Origin of the sequence: Thermobifida cellulosilytica TB100 (assembly GCF_001517975.1) — a bacterium.
Classification (GTDB): domain Bacteria; phylum Actinomycetota; class Actinomycetes; order Streptosporangiales; family Streptosporangiaceae; genus Thermobifida; species Thermobifida cellulosilytica.
Genome location: NZ_KQ950180.1, coordinates 1,173,247 through 1,195,155, shown reverse-complemented (window position 1 = coordinate 1,195,155; position 21,909 = coordinate 1,173,247). Strand labels below are relative to the sequence as shown.

The following is a 21,909-nucleotide window of genomic DNA, read 5'->3' as shown; positions in this document are numbered from 1 at the left end:
CACCCCTCCCCGACCGTTCCCCGTCCATTCTCCGTGGAACCGGTGGCCGGTGCCCAGCACGGACCCGGCCGCGGGGCCGTCTGCGCGCGGGAAGCGAGGACGCCGCGTCCCCTACGATCGGGGCCATGAGCCAGCGGCGTGCCTCCAGGAGCGACCTCGGAGGGCCCGCCGTGGAGGTGGGCGCGGTCCTGCTGTGCGTGCTGCTGTTCTGGACCCCGTTCGGCGGCGGGCCGGGGTGGGTGACCGCGCTGCACGCCGCGGCAGCCCTGGTCGCCGTGGCGGGAACCCTGACCCGGAGCCGCTGGCCGCTGGGCGCCTTCGCCGCCGTCACCGGTGCGACCCTGACCGGCCTGCTCCTCGGCGTCACCGAGGAGCCGTTCCTGCTCGCCGCGTGGACGCTGTACGAGGTCGCCCTGGAGCGCGGGGAGATCCGGTGGCGGCTTCCGGCGGTGTTCTTCGCGGCGATCGTCGCCCTCTTCCTGGTCGGCGGCAGCGAGCGCGCCCTCGAAGTGGTCCGCTACCTGCTGGTGAGCGGGCTGGCGCTGGGCATGGCGTGGGCGCTGGGCAGCACCGCCCGGCGCAGGCAACTGGAGGCCGCGCACGCGGCGCGCGCCGAACGGGACCGCGCCGTGGCCGCGGAGCGGCTGCGGGTCGTGCGGGAGCTGCACGACGTCGTGTCGCACTCGCTCGGCACGATCTCCATCGTCTCCGGGGTGGGGCGGCACAGCACCGCCGACGACCCCGAGGCGCTGCGCGCCAAGCTCGCCACCATCGAGGAGACCAGCCGCACCGCGCTGGCCGACATGCGGGCCATGCTCGGCGTCCTGCGCGCCGACACCGGCCCCGCCGAGCACGCCCCGCAGCCCGGCCTCGACGACCTGGACGCGCTCGCCGCCCGCGCCGAACAGGCGGGCACCCCCGTCACCCTGACGGTCACCGGTCCGCCCCGCACGCTCCCCGCGGGCACGCAGCGGGCCGTGTACCGGGTCGTGCAGGAAGGGCTGACCAACGCGGTCCGGCACGCCCCTGGCGCCCGGTGCGCGGTGACCGTCACCGCCACCGACACGCGGGTGGACGTCGAGGTCGCCAACGGCCCGGCCGCCCGCCGTCCGGAGCCCGGCGACGGCCCCGGCTTCGGCCTGGTGGGCCTGCGCGAACGCGTCGGCCTGCTGGGCGGGGAGCTCACCGCCCAGCAGCGCCCCGACGGCGGGTTCGTCCTCCGCGCCTCCCTCCCCGCCGACCCGCACGGACAGGACACCCCATGAGCGAACCGATCGGCGTGGTGGTCGCCGAGGACGAGGACCTCTCCCGCGCCGCCCTCGTGGAACTCGTCGACAGCGCCCCCGGCATGGCCGTCCGGGCGCAGGCGCGCAACGGGCGGGAGGCCGTCGCCGCGGTCCGCGCGCACCGGCCGGACGTCGTGCTCATGGACGTCCGCATGCCCGTCCTGGACGGGCTGGCCGCCACCCGGCTGGTCTGCGACCACCACCCGGACACCAGGGTCGTCGTGCTGACCACGTTCGACCTCGACGAGTACGTCTACGAGGCGCTGCGCGCGGGCGCCTCCGGCTTCCTGTTGAAGAACGCACCCCCCGAGGAGATCGTGCGGGCCGTCCGCACGGTCCGGGACGGCAACGCGATGCTCGCCCCCGAGGTGACGCGGCGGATGATCGCCCACGTCGCCCCGCGCCGCCGCACCGCCGACCGCTCCCGCTTCCGCGGCCTCACCGACCGGGAACGCGACGTCGTCGCCGCGATCACCCGCGGGCTGTCCAACGAGGAGATCGCCGCCGAGCTCTTCCTCAGCAAGGCCACCGTCAAGACCTACCTGAGCCGGCTCTTCACCAAGCTGGGCGTACGCGACCGCACCCAACTGGTCATCCTCGTCTACGAGTCCGGGTACATCGCCGAGATCCGGTAGGCCGCTACGACGCGGTGTCAACCTTTGGCCGATGTGCGCCGGACCGTCCCGTTGCGACGCTGGGCGCATGATCGACGTGGCACACCTGACCAAACGCCGCGGCGGGAGAGCCGTCGTGGACGACGTCAGCTTCACCGCCTCCCCCGGCAGGGTCACCGGGTTCCTCGGCCCCAACGGCGCCGGGAAGACCTCCACGCTGCGCATCCTCCTCGGCCTGGACTCCGCCGACGGGGGAACCGCCCTGATCAACGGGGTCCCCTACCGCCGCCTGCGCCACCCGCTGCGGACGGTCGGCGCCCTGCTGGACGCCGGGGCGCACCCCTCCCGCAGCGCGCGGGCCCACCTGACCTGGCTGGCCCGCAGCAACGGCATTCCGCGGTCCCGGGTGGCCGAGGTGCTCGACACCGTGGGCCTGACCGGTGCGGCCCGTAGGCGGGTCGGCGCGTTCTCCCTCGGCATGGGCCAGCGCCTCGGCCTGGCCGCCGCCCTGCTCGGCGAACCCGAGGTGCTCGTCCTCGACGAGCCGGTCAACGGCCTGGACGCCGAGGGGATCCGCTGGATGCGCCGCTTCCTGCGGGACTACGCCGCGGCGGGCCGGACCGTGCTGCTCTCCAGCCACCTGATGGGCGAGGTCGCCGAGACCGCCGACGACCTGGTCGTCATCGACCGGGGCAGGATCGTCGCCCGGGGGACGGTGGCCGAGGTGACCGCGGGGCACTCCTCCCTGGAGGACGCGTTCTTCGCCCTGACCGGCCCGGGCGGGCAGGACGCCGGAGGTGGCGCGTGACCTTCCGCACCGCGTTGGCCGCCGAGTTCGCCAAACTGGCTTCGCTGCCGTCCGGGTACGTCGCGCTGGGCCTGCTGCTGCTCCTCGCGCCGGGGGTGGCCGTGGTGAACACGTCGGCGCTGCGGCGCGCCCTCGACACGGGAGACACCGGAGGACTGGTCGACCTGTCCACGATCGACGCGGGCCTCGACGGGATCCCCGTGGCCGCGGTCGGCGCGATCGTCCTCGGCGTGGTCGTGATGAGCAGCGAGTACACCCCGACCCGGCGTGGCGCGGGCAGCGGACGCCAGATCACCGCGACCCTGACCGGGCTGCCCCGGCGGGTGCCGCTGCTGGCCGCCAAGGCGCTGGCGCTGGCCACGGTGACCGCCCTGGCCTCGGCCGTCGCGGTCCCGGTCTCGGTCGTGGCGGCCCAGGCGGTGCTGGGCGGGCACGGGCACCCCCTGGACGAGGTGGCCGCCGAGATCGGCGGGCGGGTGGTCGGCGGCGTCTGCTACCTGGTCCTCACCGCGCTGCTCGCGTTCGCGGTCACCGTGCTGGTCCGCAACGGGGTCGTCCCGCTGATCGTGCTGATCGTCAACGGCACGTTCGTGTCGCTGTCCCTGCTGGCGTCCATGGTCACCCCGCTGGCGAAGTACCTGCCGGACCTGGCCGGGGGCCGGATGTTCGGCGCCTACTCCCCGGTGGAGGACCCGCTCGGACCGGTGGCCGGAGGGCTGGTCATGGCCGCGTGGACCGCCGTGCTCCTCGCCGTCGCCGCGGCCGTGTTCGTCCGCCGCGACGCCTGACCGCCGGAGCCGCCATGAACCTCGACCTCGGACACGTCACCGCCGCGGAGGCCGACAAGCTCCGCACCCTCCCCGCCGCGCTCGCCACGGTCGCCGCCACCGTCGCGGGGACGGCCGGGCTCGCCGCGCTGCTCGCGGTCGTGGCCCGCGACGCGGCGGACGCGGGAGCGGTCTCCGCGCTGCGCACCGCCCTCCAGGCGGTGGGGTACACGCAGGTCGGCTTCGTCCTGCTGGGGGTCCTCACGGTCACCACCGAGTACTCGGGAGGGCAGATCCACGCCAGCCTGACCAGCGTGCCCCGGCGCACGGTGCTGCTGGTCGGCAAGGCCGCCGCCTACCTCGCGGCCGCGCTGCCCGCGGCGGCCGGCTCCGTGGCCGCCGCGGTCGCCGCCGCCCAGCTCGTCCTGGGCGGCCTGGCGCAGCCGCTGGGGGAGCAGTTCGCCGAGGACGGCCTGCGTCCCCCGGTCGGCGCGGTCGCCTACCTGGTGCTGGTCGGCCTGCTCTCCGGTGCCGTGGCGGTGCCGCTGCGCAGCACGGTCGCGGCGCTGGCGGTGCTGCTTCCCGTGCTGTTGGTCGTGCCGTCCCTGCTCGAAACGGTCACCGACCGCGCCGACTACTTCCCCACCCTGGCGGGCGCCCGGATGTACGGGACGGGGCCGGTGCCCGACGACGCGCTGGGACCGCTGCTCGGCGGGGCCGTCCTGGCCGCGTGGACGGCTGCGGCGGCCGTGGCGGCGGCCGTGGTGTTCCACCGGCGGGACGCCTGAGCGCAGGGCGGGCGCCCCGCCCGGGTGGCCGGGCAGGGCGGTCGCGGCCCACCGGATTTCCCGCCCCATACCGTTCTCGGGGTGGAAAGGCAAGAGTGAAATTCTGGAAACGCCATATCAAAACGGGAAAACGGTAGGAATTCTCAACAAGTGCTGCAAAGATGACCCGCTGTGGGTCGATCGAAGAAGTTCTCCTCCGCAGTGGCGCTCGCCCTGCTGATCGTGGGAGGCGTGGGGCTCTGGGGGCCGGGGTCCGGCGGGTACGCAGCCGAACCGGCGGACAGGCGGCGGCGCGGCCCGCAGTGGTGGTCGGCGCCGGTCACCACGGTGGACCCGCTGTGGGTGGGCGTCCACCCCTCCAGGCGAGGACTGCCGTGCTACGTGCCCCGGGACTGCGACACCGAACTGGTCCGGCTCCTGGACCACGCGGTCACGCACGGCGGGATGGTGCTGGTGGTGGGCCAGTCCGCCGCGGGGAAGACCCGGGCGGCCTGGCGGGCGGTGGACGCCCGGCTCGCCTACCGGGACGTGTTCGTGCCCGACCCGGGCACCGACCTGACCCTGCTCGCGGCCGCGGTGGCCGACCACGCCCGGAGCGGCAGGCGCGCGGTGGTGTGGCTGGACGACCTCGACCGGCACCTCAACGAAGGCGCCCGTCTCACCCCGGCCCTGCTGGAGCAGTTCGACGAGGCGGGCGCGGTGGTCGTGGCCACGATCCGCCAGAGCGCCTACGCCCGCATCACCAGCCCCGTCCTGACCCGCACCGACGACGCGGGCGGCTGGAGCGTGGCCGAGGAGGAACGGCGTCTGCTGTCCGGAGCCCGCACGGTGGAGGTGGCCCGGCAGTGGAACGACGCGGAACTGGACCGCGCCCAGTCCTGCGGGGACGCGGCCGTGGCGGACGCGGCGCGCCGCCAGCGCCTGGGCTACGGGCACGGGGTCGGCGAGTACCTGTCCTCGGCCCCCGCACTGCACGACCTGTGGCGCGCCCAGCAGGACCAGTCCGGAGACGAGGGCGGGCATCCGCGGGCGTTCCGGGTGGTGGCCGCGGCCGTCGACCTGGCCCGCATCGGCGTCGAACACGCCGACCGCACCCTGCTGGAGGCCGCCCACGAACTCTACGACCTGCCCTCGCACCTGCACCCCGAACCCTTCGACGAGGCCCTCTCCTGGGCCGCCCGGCTCCACGAGGGCACCTGCGGCCTGCTGCTGCCCATCACCGTCGGCGGAAAGCAGGGACCGGCGGGGTGGCGGCCCTTCGACTACCTCGTCGACCAGACCGACACCCCCGTCCCCGACGGCCTGTGGCGTCTGGCCCTGGACCGCGCCGACCGGCCCGAGACGCACGTCGCCGTCGGCCTCGCCGCCTACGACCGCGGTCTTCTCGACACCGCCGAGACCGCCTGGACCCGCGCCGCCGAGGCGGGCCACCCCGGCGCCGCGTACTACCTCGGCGTCCTGCTGCACGAGCAGAAGCGGCAGGACGAGGCCGAGTCCTGGTACCGCCGCGCCGTCGGCGCCACGGGGAGCCCTCGGGCCATGGGCAACCTCGGCGTCCTGCTGGCCGAGCGGGGCGCGGCCGCGGAGGCGGAGCGGTGGTGGCGGCGCGCCGCGGAGGCGGGCGACTCCGGAGCCCTGTTCAACCTGGGCGTCCTGGACGCCGAGCGGGGCGCGGCCGCGGAGGCCGAGCGGTGGTGGCGCCGCGCCGTCGAGGCGGGCCACCCCGGAGCCGCCCACCACCTCGGCGTGCTGTACGCGGAGCGGAGCGAGTGGGTCGAGGCCGAGCAGTGGTGGCGGCGGGCCGCCGAGGCGGGCCACGCGGGCGCGATGTTCAACCTCGGGGTCCTGGCGGCCGGACAGGGCGAGACGGACGAGGCGGAGCAGTGGTACCGGCGGGCCGCCGACGCGGGCCATTCCGGCGCCGAGTACAACCTGGGCGTCCTGTTCGCCGAGCGCGGCGAGACGGACGAGGCGGAGCAGCGGTGGCGGCGGGCCGCCGACGCGGGCCACCCCCGGGCCATGGTCACCCTCGGCGTGCTGCACCAGCAGTGGAACGAGATCGAGGAGGCCGAGCGGTGGTGGCGCCGCGCCGCGGAGGCGGGCGACACCGACGCCCTGTTCAGCCTCGGCCTCCTGGCCGCCGAGCGCGGGGACCCCGCCACGGCCGAGTCCTGGCACCGGCGTGCCGCCGAGGCGGGCCACTCCACCGCCATGAACCACCTCGCCGTCCTGCTCCGCGAGCGGGGCGAGGTCGACGAGGCGGAGCGGTGGTGGTACCGCGCCGTCGAGGCGGGCGACGTCGACGCCATGGCCAACCTGGGCCTGCTGGCCTCCGAACGGGGCGACGAGGCCGCGGCCGAGCGGTGGTGGCGGCGCGCCGCCGGGGAGGGCCATTCCGGAGCCGTGGTCAACCTCGGCCTGCTGTACCGGCGGCGCGGAGAGGACGAGAGGGCCGAGCGGTGGTACCTGCGCGGCACCGACAAGGGCGACCCCGAGGCCATGCTCGGCCTCGGCTACCTGTTCCACCAGCGCGGCGAGACCGAGAAGGCCGAGGAGTGGTGGCGGCGCGCCGCCGAGAAGGGGCATTCCGGAGCCGCGGTCAACCTCGGCCTGCTGGCCGCCGAACGGGGCGAGGAGGCCGCGGCCGAGGAGTGGTACCGCCGCGCCGCGGAGGCGGGCAACTCCGACGCGATGTTCAACCTGGGCCTGCGGGCCGCCGAACGCGGGGACCTCGACACGGCGGAGGGATGGTACCGGCGGGGCGCCGAGACGGGCGACGTCGACGCCATGGTCAACCTCGGATTCCTGCTCAAACAGCGGGGCGAGTGGGACGAGGCCGAGCAGTGGTACCGGCGGGCCGCCGAGGCGGGCAACGTCGACGCGGCGTACAACCTCGGCGTCCTGCTGGCCGCCGAACAGGGCGAGGAGGCCGCGGCCGAGGAGTGGTACCGCCGCGCCGCGGAGGCGGGCCACGCGGGCGCCATGAACAACCTCGGCGGCCTGTTCCGCCAACGGGGCGAGGAGACCGCGGCCGAGGAGTGGTGGCGGCACGCCGCCGTGGCGGGCCACGCGGGCGCGATGTACAACCTGGGGGTCCTGTCCGCCGAGCGCGGGGACCTCGGCGCGGCGGAGGGGTGGTACTGGCGGGGCGCCGAGGCGGGCGACCCCGACGCCATGGTCAACCTGGGCCTCCTGCTCGTGGAACGGGGCGAGACGGAGGAGGGCGAGACCTGGTACCGGCGCGCCGCCGAGCAGGGCGACACCGGCGCCATGCTCAACCTCGGTGCCCGGTACAAGGAGCGCAACGAGCTCGAGGAGGCGGAGTTCTGGTACCGGCGCGCCGCCGACGCGGGCCACCCCGACGCCATGTTCACCCTCGGGGTCGTGCTCGCCGAACGGGGCGAGTGGGACGAGGCCGAGCAGTGGTACCGCCGCGCCGCCGAACAGGGGAACATGCCCGCGATGGGCAACCTCGGCGTCCTGCTCGCCGAGCGCGGTGAGGACGAGGAGGCCGAGCGGTGGTGGCGGCGCGCCGCGGAGGCGGGCGACCCCGACTCCGTCGTCAACATCGGCATCCTGCGGGAACGGCGGGGAGACCTTGACGAGGCCGAGCGGTGGTACCGGCGGGCCGCCGACGCGGGCGACCCCGACACCGTGAACAGCTTCGCCCTCTTCCTCGCCCAGCGGGACCGGATGGACGAGGCGGAGCAGTGGTGGCGGCAGGCCGCCGACGCGGGCCATCCCAGCGCCATGTTCAACCTCGGCGTCCTGTACCAGCGGCGAAACGACGAGACCGGAGCGGAGCCCTGGTACCGGCGGGCCGCCGACGCGGGCCATCCCGGCGCCATGGCCAACCTCGGCCTGCTGCTCCACGAGCGCGGGGAGGTCGACGAGGCGGAGCAGTGGTGGCGGCAGGCCGCCGACGCGGGCCACACGGACGCCATGACCAACCTCGGCGTGCTGCTCGCCGAGCGCGGGGAGGACGAGGAGGCCGAGCAGTGGTGGCGGCAGGCCGCGGAGACCGGCGACCCCGACGCCATGGCCCACCTGGGGTCCCTGCTCGCCCAACAGGGCAAGGACGAAGACGCCGAGTCCTGGTACCGCTGTGCCGCGGAGGCGGGCCGCACCGACGTCATGGGCGACCTCGGCCTGCTGTTGCAGCAGCGGGGCGAGACCGACGAGGCCGAGACCTGGTACCGGCGCGCCGCCGACGCGGGCCACGCCGACGCCATGCACCGTCTCGCCGTCCTGCTGGAGACCCGGGGCCGGGAAGCGGAGGCCGAACAGTGGTGGCGGCAGGCCGCCGAGGCGGGCCACGCCGAGGCCATGAACCGGCTCGGCCTGCTCAAATAGCGGAACGGGGACGACGGGGCGGAGCGGTGGTACCGCCGCGCCGCCGACGCGGGCCACCCCGACGCCGGACACAACCTCGCCGTCCTGCTCCGCGAGCGGGGCGAGGTCGACGAGGCCGAGACCTGGTACCGACGCGCCGCAGAGAACGGCGACACCGAGGCCGTGAACGGCCTCGCCGCCCTGCTCCAGAAGAAGGGCGAGCTCGACGAGGCCGCGTCCTGGTACCGGCGGGCCGCAGAGAACGGCGACACCGAGGCCATGAGCGGCCTCGCCGCCCTGCTCCGCGAGCGGGGCGAGGCCGACGAGGCGGAGCGGTGGTACCGCCGCGCCGCCGAAGAGGGCGACATCGCAGCCGTGGAGAACCTCGCCGCGCTCTACGAGGAGCAGGGGCGGCAGGCAGAAGCCGAGCAGTGGCGCCGCCGACTCGACGACGTCGACGGGAACGAGTAGTCCCGCCCCGGTGCGGGCCGCCCTGCCCCGAGGCCCGGAGGTCACTCCTCGGCGGCCGGGGAGCGGCGCCACGCCTCCGGCAGCCGTACCGTCCCCGCTGCGGCCGCTGCGGCCGCCGCGGCCTCCCCCAGCCCTTTCGGACACACCCCCGAGACCGGGAAGTAGCCGTCGAAGCCGACCGTGCCGTCGGCGAACACCGCGGCGGTGAAGTGCACCGTGGTACCCGAGAACACCGCGTCGGCGAAGACCACCGGGCCACCCCGGACGTGTCCACCGCAGTGGAGCGCACACGGTTCTCCGCGATTCTCCTCGTTGCCCGCAGCCGTCCGGGCAGACGGTCGCCGGGCGGACGGCGGAGCCCTGGCGTGCGACACCGCGGACCGCTACCGCTCCCGCGTCGCGCAGAGCGCGGCCAGGTCCGCCACGGCATGGGACTGGCCCGCCTCGGCGGCCCTGCGCCACCACCGCTCGGCCCCGTCGCAGTCCCCCCGCTGGTGGCACAGGAGGCCGAGGTTGCGCATGGCGTCGGGATCGCCCGCCTCGGCGGCGCGGCGCCACCACCGCTCCGCCGCGTCGGCCTCGCCCCGGTCGGCGAGGAGGAAGCCGAGGTTGACCATGGCCCCGTGGTGGTCCGCCTCGGCGGCCTTGCGCCACCACCGCTCCGCCTCTGCGGTCTCGCTCCGCTGGTGCAGGAGGAACGCGAGGTTGAACATCGCGTCGAGGTGGCCCCGCTCGGCCGCGCGGCGGTACCACTGCTCGGCCTCCGCGACCTTCCCCCGCTGTTCCAGCAGGAGAGAGAGCAGGTACATCGCTGCGGCGTCCCCCGCCTCGGCGGTGCGCCGCCACCACTGCTCCGCGTCCTCGTCCTCGCCCCGCCGGTGGAGCAGCAGGCCGAGGTTGCGCACGGCGTCGGAGTCGCCCGCCTCGGCCGCGCGGCGGTACCACTGGGCCGCCTCCTCGTCCTCGCCCCGCCGCTCCAGCAGCAGACCGAGGTTGTACGCCGCCTCGACGTGGCCCCTCTCGGCGGCCTGCCGCCACCAGTGCTCGGACTCCGCGGTCTCGCCCTGCTGGTGCAGGAGGAACGCGAGGTCGACCATCACGGCGGCATGGTCGGTCCGGTCGAGGGCGCAGCGGTACCAGAACTCGGCCTCCTGGGCTTCGCCCCTCCTGGCGAGCAGAGCGCCGAGACTGCGCATGGCCTCGGGGAGGCCCGCTCTGGCCGCGCGCCGCCACCACTGCTCGGCCTCGGAGACCTCCCCCCGCCGCCTGGCCAGGGCGCCGAGGGAGAGCATCGCGGGGGCCTCGCCCGCTTCGGCGGCCTTGCGCCACCACTGCTCCGCCTCCTCGTCCTCGCCCCGCCGCTCCAGCAGCAGACCGAGGTTGTACTCCGCACCGCTGTGGCCCGCCGCCACGGCGCGGCGGTACCACTGCTCGGCCTCGGCGACCTCCCCCCGCTGGTGGAGGAGGGCGCCGAGGAAGCCCATGGCCGCCGGGTCGCCCGTCCTGTCGATGGCGAGGCGGTACCAGGTCTCGGCCTCGCCGACCGCCCCGCGCTGGTGGAGGAGGGCGCCGAGGTTGCGCATGGCCTCCGGGTCGCCCGCCTCGGCGGCGGTCCGGTACTGCTGCTCCATGGGATTCCCTGTACTGGTGAGTGCGGCGGCGCGCCCCGCTCGACGGGGACGGGGCGGAGGAGACACTGCCGCGTCGACGCCGTGACGGACCGGGGCAAGGGGCCTGGGCGGGCAACGGGGCGGTGCGGTGGCGGCCGAAGAGCGGTGGCAGCCCGCGTTCATCCGTTCGTTTCCCGACTCGTGGTCGTAGCGCGTCCATTCTCTTACACAAATCACGGCAAACCGTATGAATTTCTTCTCCGGGGACGGATCCGACGCGGACGTCTTCGGGGACAACGGCGGTCGGCCGGACCGACGGGAAAAGCGGCCACCTTTCGACGCCTTTTCGGAAAGGGCCGTATCGGTGCCCGGCCGGATTCCGGGCGGGAGCGAGAGGGCGGAGCCTCCCGCACGGCCGGGAGCGGACCGTGCCACGGCCGGGACGGCAGGCCCGGCGGGAACGGCGGTCCGGGCACTCCGGTGCACAGGCACCCGGGCCGGTGTCCGGCGTGCAGCGGGCGTCCGGCATGCTGGAAAGCGCGGGCCGGCCCCGGAAGGTCACCCCCGGTAAGGCTCTGACCAGCCGGTTCGCCGCCCGGAGCGCCTGTTCGCGCTCACCGTTCCCTGATCTCCCAGAGAGGCGGAACAGCGTGCCAGGAATGCCCTCCCCAGCCTCCGCCGCGCCGCCGGTGTCGGAGAAGCAGGCGTGGAAAGCGCTCAGCGCACTGTGCGTCGGCCTGTTCATCACCCTGCTGGACCAGTCCCTCGTGGCGGTCACCCTGCCCCAGATCACCGAGGACCTGGGCAACAGCGTCAACCAGGCGGTCTGGGTCTCCGCCGGCTACCTGCTGACCTTCGCGGTTCCGCTCCTGGTCACCGGGCGCCTGGGAGACCGCTTCGGGCAGCGCGCCGTGTACCTGGCGGGCATGGTCCTGTTCACGCTGGCCGCGGCCGCGTGCGCCTTCGCGCCGACGATCGAGACCCTCATCCTGGCCCGGGCCGTCCAGGGGTTCGGCGCCTCCCTGCTCAACCCGCAGCCCCTGAGCGTGATCAACCGGGTCTTCGCCCGCAACCGCCGGGGCGCCGCGATGGGCGTCTGGAGCGCGGTCGCCAGCTCGGCGGGCCTCTTCGGCCCCGTCATCGGCGGCCTGCTGGCCGGAGGAGCCGGGTGGCGCTGGGTCTTCCTCCTCTACCTCCCCCTGGGACTGCTCTCGCTGACGCTGGTCACGCTGTGGGTGCCGCGGCTGCCCACCGGTGTGGGCTGGATCGACCTGGTCAGCGCCGTGGTGTCCCTGGTCGCCGTGCTCGGGATCGTGTTCACCCTGCAACAGGGGCCGGACCTGGGCTGGCCGCTGTGGCTGTGGGGGGTGCTCGCCGTCGGGCTCCTCGCGCTGGTGCTCTTCGTCCGGTTGCAGAAGCGGGCGGAGCGGCGCGGCAGCGACGCCCTGGTGCCGCCGCGGCTGTTCCGCATCGGCAACTTCCGCTTCGGCACCCTGTCCATCGCCACCCTGGGCTTCACCGTCTACTCGGTGAACCTGCCCGTCATGATGTACCTGCAACTGGGGGTCGGCCTGTCGGCCCAGACCGCGGGCCTCCTGCTGCTGCCGACCGGCATCGTCTCGGTGACGCTGGCCCCGGCGGTCGGCCGCCTCGCGGACCGCCTGGCCCCGGGACGGATCTCGAAGATCGGCTTCTCCTCGATGATCACCGCCGTGGTGCTGTACGTCGTGCTCATCAGCCAGGAGGTCCCGTTCGGCTGGCTGGTCGTCCCCCTGGTCCTCATGGGCGTCGCCAACGCCATGTGCTGGTCGGCCAACGCCGCCATCAGCATGCGCCAGCTCCCCACCGACCTCCTGGGAGCCGGGTCCGGCGTGTACAACACCGCCCGCCAGGTCGGCGCGGTACTCGGTGTCGCCGCACTCGGCGCGGCCATGCAGATCGGACTGCAACACACCAGCTTCGCCACCGCGATGGGCCTCTCCCTGGCCCTGCACGCCGCGGTCCTCGTCTTCGGCCTCGCCATGGTCGCCAACTTCCGGGACGACCGCCTCGCCTCACCCCCCGACCGGACCGGAACGGCCGGATAACCGGAACCGCGGTGCCCGGACGAGCGAGCCGGAACGGGGGATTCTCCCGAGAGGGTGGCCCGGGGCAGTTCCACGGGCAGAACCTGCCCGCGAGGCTGGCCGCGGGAAGACAACACCCGAGAAACCACAGTTCGGTTTCTGTGTCCCCACGCGGGAATGGTCCGCTGCTTTCTCGTGAGCACGAATGCCCGAAAGTCCGCTTCCCACGCACGTGGGGCGGTGTCCGTGCCGCAGTGACCGTCTCCGCCTGCTTCGGCCGGGAGGCCCGGCAGCCCTGACCACCCCGCGGGTACGGGAGGGGCTGTCGGCCGCCGGGGTCCCAGGCGGTGAAGCACCAGGGAAGAACGGGGGTGCAGCGCTGAGGAAGGGGAGCCGCCGGGTTCCCGGATGGCGAAGCGCTGCGGAAAGCCGACGGTCCCTCAGGTACCGGAGCGGCGGTCAAGGCTGCCGGGCCTCCCGGCCGAAGCAGACTGGAGGCTTCCCCGCCCGCATTGCCCCACTAGGGGTTTCGTGCCTGCACCTCCAGGATCCGACCAACCAACCGGAACGGCAGCGTTCTACCGCGAAATTGGCCTAGGCTGACTCCACAGCCGGAGGCTGCCCGTGTGGTTGGTCACGCCAAGATAACGCCCTGAGAAATCGCAGGTCAGCTTCTGTGCTCCCCACGCACGTGGGGATGGTCCGGCCTGCCAAGTGCGTTGGGGGAGGGTGCCCGTGTGCTCCCCACGCACGTGGGGATGGTCCGTCCGCCACGGCGCGCGCGTGCGCGATGCCCGGGTGCTCCCCACGCACGTGGGGATGGTCCCCCTAGCCGCACCCCCCCCGACCCGTCGGCGCCGTGCTCCCCACGCACGTGGGGATGGTCCGGCGGCCGGTGTGCGGGCGCTGCGCTCGCGGATGTGCTCCCCACGCACGTGGGGATGGTCCGCCGACTAGGGGAGAATCAGCAGGTAAAAGGCTGTGCTCCCCACGCACGTGGGGATGGTCCGCACTTCGGCCGCACGCTGAAGCGTGATGCCACGTGCTCCCCACGCACGTGGGGATGGTCCGCATCGCGTCGCCCTCCTGGGCGAGCCGCTGCCGTGCTCCCCACGCACGTGGGGATGGTCCGGGCTTAGGCAGCGGGAATTCCTTGCAGAACGGGTGCTCCCCACGCACGTGGGGATGGTCCGGATGTCTTGGCCGCGACGTGGTGCGCGATCGAGTGCTCCCCACGCACGTGGGGATGGTCCGGTCGCCGAGTTCGGGACCAGGTTCGCGGACTGGTGCTCCCCACGCACGTGGGGATGGTCCGATCGAGGAGCAGATCGAGAACGACTGGGCGCCGTGCTCCCCACGCACGTGGGGATGGTCCGCCCTGGCCGTGATGGGGATCGGCACGACTGCGGTGCTCCCCACGCACGTGGGGATGGTCCGGAAATGTCTCGCGACGAAACGATTCTTAATGAGTGCTCCCCACGCACGTGGGGATGGTCCGGCCCCGCACCAGGTGGTGCGGGGCCTACCCTGGTGCTCCCCACGCACGTGGGGATGGTCCGTCAGGTAGCAGGGAGTACACCGGAACCGGATCGTGCTCCCCACGCACGTGGGGATGGTCCGGGCCGACGTCGTGGAACTGGTCAGTGACCAGCTGTGCTCCCCACGCACGTGGGGATGGTCCGGGCCGACGTCGTGGAACTGGTCAGTGACCAGCTGTGCTCCCCACGCACGTGGGGATGGTCCGAGCACCATCGCCCGCTACCTGCCCGTCCTGGAGTGCTCCCCACGCACGTGGGGATGGTCCGGACGGCGGCTGGTACGCCAGCCGCCGCGCCGAGTGCTCCCCACGCACGTGGGGATGGTCCGCCTACTGCGACGACGCCCTCAGGATGTCCTGCGCCCGCTGCTCCGCCCCCAGGTCGGCGAGCAGCCGGTCCATGGTCGGCGCGACGATCTCCCGCCGCCGATGCTGCTGGGCCTCGACCTCGGTGAGCGGGTCGTGTCGCCAGGCGCGCCACCGCCGCCAGGTTTCGCGGTTGGGGTCGTAGGTGATCTCCCACAGCGGGAAATCGAGGCGGAGGCGGGCCAGCGCGTCCTGTAGGGGGTCTGTCGCGGTCATGACACCCACGGTAGACACGAGACACCAGAGGCAGGGGCACAGTTTGTGCCCCCACCTGTGTCTCTCTGCTAGTCCATGCCGACCCGCGCAGCCAACGCCGCGGCCCGCTGCCGCACCATCCCCCGCCGCGTCTCGACCTCCTCCAGGATGATCCGCCGCGCATACCCGTTGTAGCGGATGGTCTCCGGCGCAGCCTCGAACGCGGCTTCCAACGTCGCCAGCGCCGCCACCGGGTCCCCGGCGAGGTGGTGGGCGCGCGCCACCTCGATCTCGTGCCTGGCCCGGCGCGGCCGGGACGGGATCGCGCCGGTAGCGGCCCGCGCTTGGCGCACGGCTTCCCGGCCGGCGCGGAGTTCGACGGCGGTGGTGACGGCGTGCGCCCCCATCACCGCGCGGGAGAACGACGTGACGGGGTGGTAGTAGGCGTCGGGTAGCCGCTCCGCGACCGCGTGGGCGGCGTCCCACCGGTTCCACGCCGTCCCGGTGTCCCCGCGCCGGGCAGCGGTGTAGGCGGCCTCGGCCAGTAGCGCGCCACGCATGGCCGCGGTCTGGGTGTCGGCGCCGTCCAGATGCCGCTCGACGAGTTCGAGCGCCTGGGTGATGACCGTGTCGGCGGCGTCCCACTGCCCCGAGTCTCGGTGCGCCTCAGCGAGCAGCCAGGACGCGACACCGATGGCGTGCAGGTTCCCGGAGTCCTGGGCGGCGATGATGCCGCGCTCGGCGACCCGCCACAGCAGCTCGCCCGCGCCGGTCTGGTAGGCGAGGAAGAACTGCGCCAGCGAGTACACCTCTGAGAGCAGCGCCTGGGCGCGTTTACGTTCCCCGCCTTCGGCTTGGGCTGCGGCGAGTTGGGCGTCGCCGATGAGACCGGGTAGGAGTTCGCCGAGGACTTCCCGGTGGTAGGGGGAGGCGTGCCTTGCCGCCCAGGCGTGGTCGAGTCGGGCGCGTAGGTGCTCGACGGGTGGGGCTTGGCGGTCGGTGGTGATGATGAGCGAGTCGATCGCGGCGCGCACGGCGGGCAGATACCGGTGGCTGGGGCCGGTGAACAGGTCGACGTGCTGGTTGGCGTGGCCGGTGAGGTCGGCGAGGTCGCGGACGCGTAGGGCTTCGGCGAGTTGGAGGAGGACGGGGAGTCGGGGTTCTTTGAGTCGGCCGGTTTCGAGGGCTTTGACCCAGGATGCGGATCGGCCGACGAGTCCGCCGAGGACTTCGCGGGTCATCCCGCGGCGGGTGCGTTGGATTTTGAGGCGCTGACCGAACGATAGCGGCTCGGGGTACTCTGCTGGCATAGGCCCTGCCCTTCCTGTGGTTCGCTGCTTTCAGGATAGGCAGGGCCGTCCTCGCGCTCGGGGAAGTCCCTCACTGCACGCGCATGCTGTTGACTACAACCCCCCGTCGTCCTCGCGCTCGGGGAAGTCCCTGGTCCGCAACGGCGAGTTCCCTCTCAAACCGCCCGTCGTCCTCGCGCTCGGGGAAGTCCCAGTTGATGACCTGGGCTTCCCTGCCCCGGTGCTCCCCACGCACGTGGGGATGGTCCGGACGTGCTGCGGATCGTCAACGCGATGATCCCGTGCTCCCCACGCACGTGGGGATGGTCCGGAGCTGGCGCTCGTGCGGGCCTACTGGCGCGAGTGCTCCCCACGCACGTGAGGATGGTCCGTGCCCTCGCCGGGCTGCATCCCGACGAGGGCGGTGCTCCCCACGCACGTGGGGATGGTCCGCGGGACGGCGACCGCCACGTGGCCGCTGTGACGTGCTCCCCACGCACGTGGGGATGGTCCGCTCAACGCCGCCCGCTGGCAGGATGCCGCCGAGTGCTCCCCACGCACGTGGGGATGGTCCGCGCTTGGCCCGGGCGCTGGTCCGGCTGATCGGGTGCTCCCCACGCACGTGGGGATGGTCCAACCGCCCCGGCCTGGCGATGCCGACCGGGACTGTGCTCCCCACGCACGTGGGGATGGTCCGGCGGGGGTCTACCAGGTCACCAGGTTGGACTCGTGCTCCCCACGCACGTGGGGATGGTCCGCCGGTCATCACCCTGGAGGACCGCGACGGCTGGTGCTCCCCACGCACGTGGGGATGGTCCGCTTCCCTTATCGAAAACCAGAAACCGGGGCAAGTGCTCCCCACGCACGTGGGGATGGTCCGACCGACGACGCCGCCGTTGCCGCCCTCGGTGCGTGCTCCCCACGCACGTGGGGATGGTCCGATCCAGGGCCGGGACCAATTCGGCGGTGAAGCGTGCTCCCCACGCACGTGGGGATGGTCCGAACCGCCGCGGCCGGTCGGGACGGAGGTCGCGGTGCTCCCCACGCACGTGGGGATGGTCCGTCGCGGGCGGCGGCGATGAGGCGGCGCTCCTGTGCTCCCCACGCACGTGGGGATGGTCCGCGGGCACCTGCGTTCCCGACCCCTGAACTGGTGTGCTCCCCACGCACGTGGGGATGGTCCGCTGGTGCGCCGCGTCCCCAAACCGGAGCGGGAGTGCTCCCCACGCACGTGGGGATGGTCCGGTCCTGGACCCGCTGATCGAGACGATGCGCGGGTGCTCCCCACGCACGTGGGGGTGGTCCGGCCGCGTTGTCGTCAGCGGCGTCGAAGTTTGCCCGTTGCTTCCCACACATGTGGGAGTGGCTGTGTTGCGGTGATGGTCTCCGTCTGCTTCGGCCGTGAGGCGCGGCGGCCTTGACCGTCCCATGGGCGTGGGAGGGGTTGTCGGCCGTGGGTTCCCAGGTGGCGGGGGGTTGGGGAAGGCCGGGGGAGGGCCGTCGGACGGCAGGCACTCTGGCCGGTGAAGCGCTGGGAGAGGTGTGGATGGTTGGGTGTCCAGGAGCGGGTTCCCGGGTGGTGCAGCGCTGCGGGAAGCCGACGGTCCCTCAGGTGCCGGAGCGGTGGTCAAGGCTGCCGGGCCTTGCGGCCGAAGCGGACAGAAACCGTTGCTGCGTCCCAGAACACCCCGCATGCGCGGGGAGCATCCCTGCCGTCAGGAAACGTCTCACAGCCCCACGGTCTCAGCCTGGCTGCTCGGTGTCCTGCCTGCTGTCCAAGGCGCCTCCTGCTGGTCCGTGGAGCCGGCGGAGGCCCTCTTGCCGCCGGATTCTGCGGACGACCGCCGGCACGGGCTTGACGATCATGGCCCTGGGGGCAAAACAGATGGCCGTTCTGCCTCTAGGGCCATGGGAGACGGGGAAGTGGTGCCGCAGCTTCGTGGCCTGGTCGGGGCTGGTGGGAGGCAGTTCACCGCCCGTCCGCTTCGGCCGGGAGGCCCGGCAGCCTTGACCACCGCTTCGGTACTTGAGGGGTTGTCGGCTTCCCGTAGCGCTTCGCCTTCCGGGAATCCGGCGGCTCCCCTTCCCCCGGCGCTGCACCCCTGGAAACCCGCCACCCGATAACCCCTCCCGCGCGCGAAGAGCGGTCAGGGCTGCCGGGCCTCCCGGCCGAAGCAGAGAGGGGATGGTTCAACGCTGACAACGGTCCCGGCAGGGGAAGGCGGCGTGGCGTCTTCCCCGCAGGACACCCGCTCTCGGAGACGCCAAGAAGGCCGGTTCTTCCGAACCGGCCTTCTGCGCTGGTCGGGGTGGCGGGATTTGAACCCACGACCTCTTCGTCCCGAACGAAGCGCGCTGCCAAGCTGCGCTACACCCCGAAGCACCGATGCCAGTCTAGCGGACATTGCGGGGTGCTCGCACAGCGAGCACGACCGGGCAACCCGGACACGTGGCCGTGCCGGGCAGGGGCCGGGGCCTCACTCGGAGAGCGTGCGCAGCACCGAGGCGATGTCGGGGGTGGCGGAGTCCAGGCGCAGGGTGATCAGCGTGATGTCGTCGTTCCCGGCGATGGGCAGGTCGCTGAGCAGCCGGTCGCAGAGCTCGTCCAGGGGGGAGTCCGCGAGCGCCGCGCAGTGGCGGGCCAGACGGTCGAGGCCCCTGTCGAGCGGTTCGTCGGCGTGCTCTATCAGGCCGTCGGTGTAGAGCAGCAGGGTGGCGCCCGGCGGCAGCGGCTCCACCGCGCTGGTCCTGGGGGACTGGGGGTCCACGCCGAGGAGGAGGTCGTGGGAGTCCTCCAGGAAGCGCGTCCGCCCGTCGGGGTGGATCAGGAGCGGCGGCAGGTGTCCGGCCACCGAGTAGCGCACCTGCCAGTTGCCGTCGCTGTCGAGGGAGACCCGGGCGAGGACGCAGGTCGCCGTGCCCTGGTACTCCCCGGAGCGCTCCATCGCGTTGTCCAGGCGGCGTAGCGCCTCCGCGGGGTCCTGCGGGTGGTCGACGGCGAAGGCGCGCAGCATGTTGCGCAACTGGCTCATGGCGATCGTGGCGGACAGGTCGTGCCCGGCGACGTCGCCGATGGCGAGCGCGACGGTGCCGTCCGCCACGAAGGCGTCGTACCAGTCGCCGCCCACGTCGGCGGAGGTCGGGCTGGGCAGGTAGCGGCCGGCCATGGGCATGCCCGGGATCTGGGGCGGCTCCCGGAGCAGGCTGCGTTGCAGGGCCAGCGCCACGCGCTGGGTGCGCTGGAAGCTCGCGAAGGCGTCGACGGCGGGCCGTAGGTGATCCAGCAGGTCCGACAGCAGGTCGGTGGCGTCCTGGCCGAGCGGTTCCCGGCCGCCGCAGGCCACCGCGGACAGCGAGGCGACCAGTTTCCCCTCGATGACCAGGGGGAGGATGGCCACGCTGTTGGCGTCGATCTCCACGAGCCAGTCCACCGTCTCGGGGGAGAGGAAGTCCGCGGGCGGCTGGCCCACCGGGAACACCCGGTGCAGGGGGCGGTGCTGCCGGATCGCGTGGACGAACGCGCCGTCGACGGCGAAGCGGGTCCCGTGCCGCGCCGGCGGCTCGGGAAAATCCTCCCGTTGGGCCAGGGCGATGCGTTCGACGAGGAACGGACGCCGGACCGAGCTGCTCTCGGAGGTGGAGATCCGGTGGACCGCGCAGGCGTCGGCCAGCTCCGGCACGACCACGTGGGTCAACGCGGTGAGCATGTCCTCCAGCCGGGTGGCGTCGGCGAGGGCGGCGGAGGCGCGGTCGAACAGGGTCCGGCGGCGCTGCTCGCGCCACTGCAACTCGACGTCGGTACAGGTGCCCGTCCACTCCACCACGGAGCCGTTCTCCCGCACCGGGACGGCGCGCACGCGGAAGTGCCGGTAGCTGCCGTCGCGGACCCGCACCCGGAAGGTGTGCTCCAGGGGTGTGGTCGCCTGGTCGAGCGCCCGGGACCAGGCCAGCACGAGCGCGGGCCGGTCGTCGGGGGCCACCGCGTCCAGCCAGCCGTAGCCCTGGTACTCCTCCGGCCGCTGGCCGGTGATCTCCTCCCAGCCGCGGGTCCACCGGATGGCGCCGTCGGAGGGCGAGGCGGTCCACTCGACCACGGTTTCGGAGTGGACGAGGCTGGCGTAGCGCTGGAGGGCGCGCTCCCGCCGCTCGGCGTTGATCCGGCCGGTGACGTCCAGCAGGACCGACAGGACCCCGTGCTCCCCGCCCTCCAATTGGACCGGGGAGAAGCTGATGTTGAAGTAGCGTTCCTCGCGGCCGCCGTCGGGGGAGTCGGCGGTCACGGGGGCGTCCGGCAGGAAGGCGGGCTCGCCGGAGGTCATGACGCGGTCGAGCAGCAGGATGTAGCCCGTCTGGACCAGGTCGCCGAAGACCTCCCGGAAGGGTCTGTCGCGGCGGCGGGGGCCGAAGAACGCCTCATAGGCGGCGTTGGCGTAGACCAGCCGGTGGTCCGGGCCGCGGGTGACCGACACCCCCACCGGGACCTGGTCGAATATCGACAGCGTGGGACTGCTGAGCCGGATGTCCCGGCCGGTCCCCGCCGCGTCCGTTTTCGCTGCTCGCTCCACGCACTCGCACCACCCTTGGAGAATGAGCGCTCTACCTGCATGTATGCCTCGGCCCCGGGGATGTATGCGCAGATCGGGCACGGGCGCAGGACGCGGCTTCCGGATCCGCCGGGAAGCGGCGGATCCGGTCGGAGAGGCCTGGGTGGTGCTGTGCTGCCGTGTCGTCGGCCGACCAGGGCTGAGCGGCGGCTCAGGAACGGGGCACGAGGTCGAGGATCGCGGCCTCGGGGCGGCAGCAGAAGCGGACCGGGGCGTAGGGGGAGGTGCCCAGACCGCCGGACACGTGCAGCCAGGACGTGCCGTTGCGGCTCAGTCCCCAGGCGCGGGCGCGGTCGATGCCGCAGTTGGTGACGATGGTCCCGGCGAAGGGCAGGCAGATCTGGCCGCCGTGGGTGTGCCCGGCGAGCAGCAGTTCGTACCCGTCGGCGGTGAAGCGGTCCAGGTTGCGCGGCTCGGGGGAGTGCATGACGCCGATGCGCAGGTCGGCCTCGGGGTCGGCGGGGCCCGCGATCTTCTCGTAGCGGTCCAGGCCGATGTGGGAGTCGTGGACCCCTGCCACCGCGAGGGTGAGGTTCCCGGCCTTGACGGTGCCCTTCCGGTTGTTGAGGTCGAGCCAGCCCGCCTCGCTCATGGCCGCGCCGAGCTCCCGCCACGGCAGGTCGGGGACCTTGCGCTTCTTGTAGTCGGTCTTGCTGCTGCGCCACAGGTAGCGGACCGGGTTCTTCAACTGGGGGGAGAACAGGTCGTTGGAGCCGTAGACGAACAGGCCCGGCCGGTCCAGCAGCGGCCCCAGCGCGTCGAGGAACGGGCCCACCGCCTCGGGGTGGGCCAGCGAGTCGCCGGTGTTGACCACCAGGTCGGGGTCGTACGCGTCGAGCCCCCGGATCCAGTCGATGAGCATGCGGCGGCCCGGGGTGAGGTGGGCGTCGGAGAGGTGGAGCACCCGCAGGCGGTCGCTGCCCGGGGCGAGCACCGGGATCTCGTAGCGCCGCAGCCGGAACCAGTTGCGCTCCACCACGGAGGCGTACACGAACCCCGCGACGCCGACGGCCCCCGTGACCGCTGCGGCCTTGCCGATCCCGCGCAGCACCCTGCCCGTCCTGTCCACGAACGCCGAAGCTGTCATGGGACGATGGTGTCAGATTCTGACACCGTATGGGTCCGGTCGGACGAAAGAGTTCCGGTCGGGCGAAAGAACACGGGGCGGGGCGGAGG

Annotated in this window: 14 protein-coding genes, 1 tRNA gene, 1 pseudogene and 2 CRISPR repeat arrays; of the genes and pseudogenes, 9 read left to right on the top strand and 7 right to left on the bottom strand. The window is 73.4% G+C overall.

Annotated elements, in window-relative coordinates; genetic code table 11:
* Nucleotides 1-125: 125 nt before the first annotated feature.
* From AC529_RS05185 to AC529_RS05155, 8 genes and pseudogenes are all read left to right on the top strand, one after another.
* Entirely contained in the window at nucleotides 126-1,265 is a 1,140-nt protein-coding gene (locus AC529_RS05185) for a sensor histidine kinase (protein ID WP_083947933.1), read from the top strand.
* Nucleotides 1,262-1,921 carry a response regulator transcription factor gene (locus tag AC529_RS05180; protein ID WP_068753958.1) on the top strand — a complete coding sequence of 220 codons (660 nt, stop codon included), beginning with the start codon at nucleotides 1,262-1,264 and terminating at the stop codon, nucleotides 1,919-1,921. The genes AC529_RS05185 and AC529_RS05180 overlap by 4 nt, the downstream gene beginning before the upstream one ends.
* Nucleotides 1,922-1,988: 67 nt before the next feature.
* Nucleotides 1,989-2,708: an ABC transporter ATP-binding protein gene (locus AC529_RS05175; RefSeq protein WP_068753956.1), complete on the top strand. Its 720-nt coding sequence runs from the start codon at nucleotides 1,989-1,991 to the stop codon at nucleotides 2,706-2,708.
* On the top strand, nucleotides 2,705-3,496 hold the full coding sequence (locus AC529_RS05170) for a hypothetical protein (RefSeq protein WP_068753954.1): 792 nt from the start codon (nucleotides 2,705-2,707) through the stop codon (nucleotides 3,494-3,496). The genes AC529_RS05175 and AC529_RS05170 overlap by 4 nt, the downstream gene beginning before the upstream one ends.
* Nucleotides 3,497-3,510: 14 nt before the next feature.
* Nucleotides 3,511-4,263 carry a hypothetical protein gene (locus AC529_RS05165; protein WP_068753952.1) on the top strand — a complete coding sequence of 251 codons (753 nt, stop codon included), beginning with the start codon at nucleotides 3,511-3,513 and terminating at the stop codon, nucleotides 4,261-4,263.
* A gap of 171 nt (nucleotides 4,264-4,434) precedes the next feature.
* On the top strand, nucleotides 4,435-8,616 hold the full coding sequence (locus AC529_RS05160; protein ID WP_157080051.1) for a tetratricopeptide repeat protein: 4,182 nt from the start codon (nucleotides 4,435-4,437) through the stop codon (nucleotides 8,614-8,616).
* Nucleotides 8,617-8,640: 24 nt separating this feature from the next.
* Nucleotides 8,641-8,760, top strand: a pseudogene (locus AC529_RS21295) (tetratricopeptide repeat protein); the annotation flags it as partial.
* A gap of 18 nt (nucleotides 8,761-8,778) precedes the next feature.
* Nucleotides 8,779-9,066, top strand: coding sequence for a tetratricopeptide repeat protein (locus AC529_RS05155; RefSeq protein ID WP_068753948.1), 288 nt, complete (start codon nucleotides 8,779-8,781; stop codon nucleotides 9,064-9,066).
* A 41-nt stretch (nucleotides 9,067-9,107) separates the two neighbouring features.
* On the opposite strand, the gene AC529_RS05150 is transcribed toward AC529_RS05155, so the two are convergent.
* A complete protein-coding gene (locus AC529_RS05150) occupies nucleotides 9,108-9,317 on the bottom strand; it encodes a hypothetical protein (RefSeq protein ID WP_068753946.1) in 210 nt (69 codons plus the stop codon).
* A 132-nt stretch (nucleotides 9,318-9,449) separates the two neighbouring features.
* The gene (locus AC529_RS05145) at nucleotides 9,450-10,697 is read right to left on the bottom strand and encodes an SEL1-like repeat protein (protein WP_068753944.1); all 1,248 of its coding nucleotides are present in this window, start codon (nucleotides 10,695-10,697) and stop codon (nucleotides 9,450-9,452) included.
* Between the two features lie 638 nt (nucleotides 10,698-11,335).
* Here AC529_RS05145 and AC529_RS05140 point away from each other — a divergent pair.
* Complete coding sequence (locus tag AC529_RS05140) at nucleotides 11,336-12,763, top strand: DHA2 family efflux MFS transporter permease subunit (RefSeq protein ID WP_068753943.1); 1,428 nt, start codon at nucleotides 11,336-11,338, stop codon at nucleotides 12,761-12,763.
* Nucleotides 12,764-13,418: 655 nt separating this feature from the next.
* Nucleotides 13,419-14,608: direct repeats of the CRISPR family, unit length 29 nt; unit sequence GTGCTCCCCACGCACGTGGGGATGGTCCG.
* Between the two features lies 1 nt (nucleotide 14,609).
* Here AC529_RS05140 and AC529_RS05135 read toward each other — a convergent pair.
* From AC529_RS05135 to AC529_RS05115, 5 genes are all read right to left on the bottom strand, one after another.
* Nucleotides 14,610-14,861, bottom strand: coding sequence for a hypothetical protein (locus tag AC529_RS05135; RefSeq protein ID WP_157080050.1), 252 nt, complete (start codon nucleotides 14,859-14,861; stop codon nucleotides 14,610-14,612).
* 68 nt (nucleotides 14,862-14,929) lie between these two features.
* Nucleotides 14,930-16,150, bottom strand: a complete 1,221-nt coding sequence (locus AC529_RS05130) for a helix-turn-helix domain-containing protein (protein ID WP_068753938.1) — start codon at nucleotides 16,148-16,150, stop codon at nucleotides 14,930-14,932.
* Between the two features lie 220 nt (nucleotides 16,151-16,370).
* Nucleotides 16,371-17,435: direct repeats of the CRISPR family, unit length 29 nt; unit sequence GTGCTCCCCACGCACGTGGGGATGGTCCG.
* Between the two features lie 995 nt (nucleotides 17,436-18,430).
* Nucleotides 18,431-18,507 (bottom strand) — tRNA-Pro (locus AC529_RS05125).
* A gap of 99 nt (nucleotides 18,508-18,606) precedes the next feature.
* Nucleotides 18,607-20,694 carry a SpoIIE family protein phosphatase gene (locus tag AC529_RS05120; protein ID WP_232306577.1) on the bottom strand — a complete coding sequence of 696 codons (2,088 nt, stop codon included), beginning with the start codon at nucleotides 20,692-20,694 and terminating at the stop codon, nucleotides 18,607-18,609.
* 190 nt (nucleotides 20,695-20,884) lie between these two features.
* Nucleotides 20,885-21,820: a metallophosphoesterase gene (locus AC529_RS05115; RefSeq protein ID WP_068753936.1), complete on the bottom strand. Its 936-nt coding sequence runs from the start codon at nucleotides 21,818-21,820 to the stop codon at nucleotides 20,885-20,887.
* Nucleotides 21,821-21,909 lie beyond the last annotated feature (89 nt).